7 protein-coding genes and 1 pseudogene are annotated in these 6474 nt (G+C 68.5%); all 8 read right to left on the bottom strand.

The genetic code is table 11. The features are described from left to right. Positions 1-91 precede the first annotated feature (91 nt). Complete coding sequence (locus K9U40_RS21370) at positions 92-859, bottom strand: urease accessory protein UreE (RefSeq protein WP_282892131.1); 768 nt, start codon at positions 857-859, stop codon at positions 92-94. A 217-nt stretch (positions 860-1076) separates the two neighbouring features. Next, on the bottom strand, positions 1077-2789 hold the full coding sequence (ureC, locus tag K9U40_RS21365) for an urease subunit alpha (RefSeq protein ID WP_282892130.1): 1713 nt from the start codon (positions 2787-2789) through the stop codon (positions 1077-1079). A 10-nt stretch (positions 2790-2799) separates the two neighbouring features. Continuing rightward, complete coding sequence (locus K9U40_RS21360) at positions 2800-3156, bottom strand: GFA family protein (protein WP_282892129.1); 357 nt, start codon at positions 3154-3156, stop codon at positions 2800-2802. 1 nt (position 3157) lies between these two features. Beyond that, entirely contained in the window at positions 3158-3778 is a 621-nt protein-coding gene (locus K9U40_RS21355; RefSeq protein ID WP_282892128.1) for an urease subunit gamma, read from the bottom strand. A 24-nt stretch (positions 3779-3802) separates the two neighbouring features. After that, positions 3803-4711 (bottom strand): urease accessory protein UreD, encoded by a 909-nt coding sequence (locus tag K9U40_RS21350; RefSeq protein WP_414114779.1) that lies wholly within the window; start codon positions 4709-4711, stop codon positions 3803-3805. After that, positions 4677-5372 carry an urea ABC transporter ATP-binding subunit UrtE gene (urtE, locus tag K9U40_RS21345; RefSeq protein WP_282892127.1) on the bottom strand — a complete coding sequence of 232 codons (696 nt, stop codon included), beginning with the start codon at positions 5370-5372 and terminating at the stop codon, positions 4677-4679. The genes K9U40_RS21350 and urtE overlap by 35 nt, the downstream gene beginning before the upstream one ends. A gap of 4 nt (positions 5373-5376) precedes the next feature. Then, the gene (urtD, locus tag K9U40_RS21340) at positions 5377-6162 is read right to left on the bottom strand and encodes an urea ABC transporter ATP-binding protein UrtD (protein ID WP_282892132.1); all 786 of its coding nucleotides are present in this window, start codon (positions 6160-6162) and stop codon (positions 5377-5379) included. 89 nt (positions 6163-6251) lie between these two features. Continuing rightward, positions 6252-6474, bottom strand: a pseudogene (locus K9U40_RS21335) (urea ABC transporter permease subunit UrtC); the annotation flags it as partial.

Raw genomic sequence — 6474 nt, 5'->3', positions numbered from 1 at the left:
GTCGTCGGCAGCGTCAGATGGGTATAAGAGACAGGCCCTGCCCCGCGTGCCGGACGCGAGCGCCGGGGAAGACGGAACGCCCGATCGGGTTTCAGCCATGCTTGTGGCCGGCATGGCCATGGTCGTGAGCATGGTCATGGTCGTGAGCATGGTCATGGCCGCAGCCCGGGCCGTGAACGTGGCCCGGCTCCCCATGCGCGGCATGAGCTTCACCGTGAGGCTCGCCGCCAGGGGAATGATCGTGATGGGCATCATGGGCGTGGTCATCGTGGGCGTGATCGTGCCCGCAGCCCGGCCCATGCACGTGCGCTTCGGGGCGGGCCTCGCCATGACCGTGGCCGTGAGAGGCGTGCTCATGATGGCCATGATCGTGCCCATGGCCTTCATGCCCATGGCCTTCGTGCCCCTGCCCGCCATGGGCCTCGGCCGCCTCATAGGCGCCCTTCTCGGGCCGGAACGGCCGCACCACCTTGGCGACGCCGGCGCCGAGGCCGCGCACCATCTCGGTGAGCACGTGGTCGTCCACGAAATAGACCGCGCTCTCAGTGATCTCCGCCGGCACGTGGCGGTTGCCCAGGTGCCACGCCACCTTCATCAGCCGCAGCGGATTGGCGGTAGTGACCTCCACCAGGTCCTCGGGCGCGGCCTTGATACGGATGAGGCGGCCATCCTCCAGCTTCACCGCGTCGCCGTCGTCCAGGACCGTCGCCTTGTCGAGGTCGAGGAGGAATTGGGTGCCACCGTCCGCAGTCAGGGCGAAGCGGCGGCGGTGGCGGGCGTGGTGATCGAGGGTGATTTCGTCGGCCACCTTCTCCGCGCGGACTGCGGGACGGCGGACGACGGTGGTGGCGCGGATCATGACCTTACTCCAAACCGCCCCCGAACGCCGCCCCGCCCCGTTCGCCCGGAGCGGACCTTGTGTGCTCAGGTGGCGCTGTCCTGCCGATTCTGGTTGGTCTCGAACAGGAACCACAGGCGCTTTTCGGCCTCGTCCACATATTCTTCCAGCAGGCTGGCGGTGGCAATGCAGCCACGGCGAAGGCTCCGCGTTGCGTGAAGTCCTTCTCGCGGCCCGGTCAGAACAGGAAATAGCGCTGCGCCATGGGCAGCACCTCGGCTGGCTCGCAGACCAGAAGCTCGCCATCCGCGCGCACGTCGTAGGTTTCCGGGTCCACTTCGATCACCGGGGTGGCGTCGTTGTTGATCATGCTCTTCTTGGAGATGCCCGAGCGCGTGTTCTCCACCGCCACCAGTTCCTTGGAAATGCCCAGCCGGCCGGCGAGCCCGTCCTCGATGGCCGATTTCGAGACGAAGGTGAGCGAGGTGTGGGTGCCCGCCCGCCCGTAGGCGCCGAACATGGGCCGGTAGTGCACCGGCTGGGGGGTGGGGATGGAGGCGTTGGGGTCGCCCATCTGCGCCATGGCGATGGCGCCGCCCTTGATGACGAGGTCGGGCTTCACCCCGAAGAAGGCCGGCGTCCACAAAACGAGGTCGGCGAGCTTGCCCGCCTCCACCGAGCCGATATGGCGCGACATGCCGTGGGCGATGGCCGGATTGATGGTGTATTTGGCGATGTAGCGCCGGGCGCGCAGATTGTCGCTGTCGCGCTCTCCGGGCAGCTTGCCGCGCTGGCGCTTCATCTTGTCCGCGGTCTGCCAGGTGCGGATGATCACCTCGCCCACGCGGCCCATGGCCTGACTGTCCGAGCTCATCATGGAGAGGGCGCCGAGGTCGTGAAGGATATCCTCCGCCGCGATGGTCTCCTTGCGGATGCGGCTCTCGGCGAAGGCGAGGTCCTCGGCGATCTCCGGGTCGAGATGGTGGCACACCATGAGCATGTCCAGATGCTCGTCGATGGTGTTGCGGGTGTAGGGCCGGGTCGGATTGGTGGAGGACGGCAGCACATTCTCAAGCCCCGCCACCTTGATGATGTCCGGCGCATGTCCGCCGCCCGCCCCCTCGGTGTGGAAGGCGTGGATGGTGCGGCCCTTGAAGGCGGCGATGGTGTCCTCCACGAAGCCCGATTCGTTGAGCGTGTCGGTGTGGATCATCACCTGAACGTCGAGGGCGTCGGCCACCGAGAGGCAGCAGTCGATGGCCGAGGGCGTCGTACCCCAGTCCTCGTGCAGCTTGAGGGCGCAGGCGCCGGCCAGCACCATCTCCTCCAGCGCGGCGGGGAGCGAGGCGTTGCCCTTGCCGGCGAAGGCAAGGTTCATGGGGAAGGAATCGGCCGCCTCGATCATGCGGGCGATGTGCCACGGCCCCGGCGTGCAGGTGGTGGCGAAGGTGCCGGTGGCCGGCCCGGTGCCGCCGCCCAGCATGGTGGTGACGCCGGATGAAAGCGCCTCCTCGATCTGCTGGGGGCAGATGAAATGGATGTGGCTGTCGAAGCCGCCGGCGGTGAGGATCTTGCCCTCCCCCGCGATCACCTCGGTGCCGGGGCCGATGATGATGTCCACCCCGTCCTGCACGTCCGGATTGCCGGCCTTGCCGAGGCGGGCGATGCGCCCGTTCTTCAGGCCCACGTCGGCTTTCACCACGCCCCAGTGGTCGAGCACCACCGCGTTGGTGATGACGGTGTCCACCGCGCCATCCGCGTTGGCAACCTGCGACTGGCCCATGCCGTCGCGGATGACCTTGCCGCCGCCGAACTTCACCTCCTCGCCGTAGACGGTGAAGTCCTTCTCGATCTCGATGAAGAGCTGCGTGTCGGCGAGCCGCACCTTGTCGCCCACGGTGGGGCCGAACATGTGGGCATAGGCGGCGCGGGGCATGCGACCGGTGGTCATGTCGGACTCCTTACTTGCTCGCGCCGTCGTATTCGACCGGATGCAGGGCCTTGAGGTCTACGCCTTCAAGGCAACGGGCGTTCACCGCCACCACATCCGCGCCGTCCGGTGCCGTGCCGCGTGCGAAGGATTCGATGCCGCAGGTCGAGCAGAACAGATGATGGATCTTGCCGCTGTTGAAGAGATACTCGGTCGTCGCTCCCTCGCCCTTGACCAAGTGGAAGGCGGAAGCGGGCGCGAAGGCCAGGATGCTGCCGAGCGGACGGCAGCGGGAACAGTTGCAGGTCACGGTGTGGTCGAGGTCCACGTCCACCTCGAAGCGGACGGCGCCGCACTGGCAGCCGCCGGAATAATGCTGCATCGCCATCTCAGAGCTTCCCCGCCACCTCTCCCCGGAACCCGTAGACCTCGCGCTTGCCGCCGAAGGGCACCAGCGTCACCTCCCGCGTCGCGCCGGGCTCGAAGCGCACCGCCGTGCCGGGGGCGATGTCGAGGCGCATGCCGCGCGCCTGCTCCCGCTCGAAGGCCAGCGCCGGGTTGGTCTCGTAGAAATGATAGTGGCTGCCCACCTGGATCGGCCGGTCGCCGGTATTGGCGACCGTGAGACGCACCCGCTCGGCCCCCTGGTTGAAGTGGATATCGCCTTCCTGCGGCACCAGTTCTCCGGGAACGGTTTCAGACGGTGCGCCGCGAATGGGATGATGCACCGTGACCAGCTTGGTGCCGTCCGGGAAGGTGGCCTCCACCTGGATGTCGTGGATCATTTCGGAGATGCCGTCCATCACCTGGTCGGCGGTGAGGACGCGGGCACCCAGCTCCATCAGTTCGGCCACGGTGCGCCCGTCCCGCGCGCCCTCCACCACGAAGTCGGTGATGAGGGCGACGGCTTCGGGATGGTTCAGCTTCACGCCCCGGGCGAGGCGCCTGCGGGCCACCTCGGCGGCCATGGCGATGAAGAGCTTGTCTTTCTCGCGCGGCGTCAGCAGCACGGCGTCGTCTCCTTGGAACGGGACTCAGGTGGCCCACACGCGGGGCAGCGGGGCCTTTCGGAAGGCCATGAGAAACGAGGTCGCATCCCGACGCAACGTTTCGATGTCGGGGGCAAGCAGGCGCACGCAAAGAAGCCCGTTCCACGTGCTCGCGCCCACTTCGCTGCGGGCGCCTTCGAGGAGCACGCGGGCCTCCTCCAGCCGGCGCTCGGCGTCAGGGGCGACATAAAGCAGCGTCGCCAGCGCCCGATTCCCGCCGGCCACCGCCGGCCGGGCGAGGAGCGCGCCCACCGGGCCGGCAAGGCGCAGCGCATCGGCGAAGATCAGGGCGCCGTCCCGCCGCACCCGCCAATGATCCTCCAGATGCGCCTCCCCCATGGCGTCGCCATGGGCGAGGCGGCCGAGCATCAGCGCCTCGAACGAGAGGAAGGACGACGAGCCGGACAGGTCGATCTCGTAGCGGCGCTTGAGGCGGGCGCGGTCGAACAGGATGGTCTCCTGGGGCAGCCATTCGAGCCGCGCCCCGGCTTCCGCCGCAAGCCGCACGCGGATGTCGGCGCACGCGCCATCGGAGCGATAGACCTTCTCGGCGGCGGGCGTCGCCACGGTGAGATGGGTGCCCGGCCCCGCCTGTGCGGCGATGGAAAAGACATCGCCGCTGGCCACCCCTCCGGCCGTGTTGACGATGACCGCTTCCAGCCCCGGTCCGCCCCGTGGCAGGCGGGCGCGCAGGGCGCCGCCCTCGGCAAGGTCGGACAGGCGCGTCACGCCTGCAAACGCGGCCACGGCGATGCGCACCCGCCCCTCACTGCGCTGGCGCAGGGCGCGTTCCCGTGCCGTCGCGGCCGACATGCCGGCCACCGGAGGTGATGGCCCGCCGGCGGAACCCGCCGTCTCGTCAGATCGCCATGAGGCGGCGGACATCGTCGCCATCGAGCCCGCTCCTGTCCCCGCGCGCCACCACCTCGCCGCGATCCATCAGGATGAAGCTGTCGGCGAGCTCGCGCGCGAACTCGAAATACTGCTCCACCAGTATGATCGCCATGTCGCCCTTGTCACGCAGGTAGGAGATGGCCCGGCCGATATCCTTGATGATGGAGGGCTGGATGCCTTCGGTGGGTTCGTCCAGCACCAGCAGGCGCGGGCGGGTGACCAGCGCGCGGCCGATGGCGAGCTGCTGCTGCTGCCCGCCGGAAAGATCGCCGCCGCGCCGGCGCAGCATGGAATTGAGCACGGGAAACAGCTCGAACACCTCGTCCGGGACGTATTTGTCCTTGCGGGCGAGGCGGGCGAAGCCGGTCTCCAGATTCTCCTTCACGGAGAGCAGCGGGAACACCTCGCGCCCCTGCGGCACGAAGCCGATGCCCAGCCCGGCGCGGTCCGGCGTCGGCAGCTTGGAAATCTCCCTGCCGTCCAGCGTAATGGAGCCGCCGGCGATGGGCCGCTGGCCGACGATGGCGCGCAGCAGCGAGGTCTTGCCCACGCCGTTGCGGCCGAGCACGCAGGTGACCTTGCCCGCATGCGCCTCCACTGACACCTTCTTCAGGGTGTGGGCGGCGCCGTAATAGAGGTCGAGGTTCTCAACCTTCAGCATCCCCTCACCTCCCCAGATACACTTCGATGACCCGCTCGTCGGCGCTCACCTGATCGAGCGGGCCTTCGGCGAGCACCGAGCCTTCGTGCAGCACGGTGACCTTCACGTCGAGATCGCGCACGAACTGCATGTCGTGCTCCACCACCACCACCGAGCGGGTCTTGGCGATCTCGCGCAGCAGCACCGCGGTATCCGCCGTCTCCTGGTCGGTCATGCCGGCGGCGGGCTCGTCCACCAGCAGCAGGCGCGGCTCCTGCGCCAGCAGCATGCCGATCTCCAGCCACTGCTTCTGGCCGTGGGAAAGATCGCCGGCGCGGCGGAAGCGGGCGTCCTTGAGGCGCACGCGCTCCAGCAGCTCGTCGATGCGCTCGCGCTCATGGGGCGTGCGGCGCCAGTAGATGTTGGAGAAGGGCCGCCGGTCCTCCTTCAGCGCGAGGAGGATATTGTCCTCCACCGAATGCATGTCGAACACAGTGGGCGTCTGGAACTTGCGGCCGATGCCGAGCTGGGCGATGGCCGCCTCGTCCAGGCTGGTGAGGTCGTGGGTGCCGGCGAACAGCGCGACACCCTGGTTGGGGCGCGTCTTGCCGGTGATCACGTCCATCATGGTGGTCTTGCCGGCGCCGTTGGGGCCGATGATGGCCCGCATCTCCGCCTCCCCGATGACGAGGGAGAGGGCGTTCAGCGCGCGGAAGCCGTCGAAGGAGACGGTGATGTTGTCGAGATAGAGCAGCGCCGAGGTGAGGGCCTTGGGATCCGGCCCCGAGCGCGCGCCCTCGATCTCCCGCATCTCCGCTTCCAGCGCGAGGGCGCCGTGGGACTTCACCACATAGGGTTCGGCGGACTGGGTCTGAAAGCTGGTCTCGAAGCTCATGGCGCTCACTCCGCCGGCTCGGGGGTGGGCGTCGCGGCGGGCCGCCGCGCCTTCCAGCGTTCGGAAATGCTGGAGGCAAGGCCCAGCACCCCCTTGGGCAGGAACAGGGTGACCAGCACGAACAGCGCGCCGAGGGCGAACAGCCAGGCTTCCGGCAGCACGCCGGTGAACCAGGTCTTGCCCGCATTGACGATGACGGCCCCCAGCGCCGCCCCCACCAGCGTGCCG

Source organism: Xanthobacter autotrophicus (assembly GCF_030015065.1).
GTDB classification, from domain to species: Bacteria; Pseudomonadota; Alphaproteobacteria; order Rhizobiales; family Xanthobacteraceae; genus Xanthobacter; species Xanthobacter autotrophicus_D.
Note: the sequence above shows the minus strand (reverse complement) of the source record. Positions and strands in the feature narration are given on the sequence as shown.

Bases quoted from the DNA above. Each gene is read 5' to 3' on its own strand.
- urtE (WP_282892127.1), bottom strand. From the start codon at position 5,372: ATGCTGAAGGTTGAGAACCTCGACCTCTATTACGGCGCCGCCCACACC.
- urtD (WP_282892132.1), bottom strand. From the start codon at position 6,162: ATGCGGGAGATCGAGGGCGCGCGCTCGGGGCCGGATCCCAAGGCCCTC.
- ureC (WP_282892130.1), bottom strand. From the start codon at position 2,789: ATGACCACCGGTCGCATGCCCCGCGCCGCCTATGCCCACATGTTCGGC.
- K9U40_RS21350 (WP_414114779.1), bottom strand. From the start codon at position 4,711: ATGGCGACGATGTCCGCCGCCTCATGGCGATCTGACGAGACGGCGGGT.
- K9U40_RS21360 (WP_282892129.1), bottom strand. From the start codon at position 3,156: ATGGCGATGCAGCATTATTCCGGCGGCTGCCAGTGCGGCGCCGTCCGC.
- K9U40_RS21370 (WP_282892131.1), bottom strand. From the start codon at position 859: ATGATCCGCGCCACCACCGTCGTCCGCCGTCCCGCAGTCCGCGCGGAG.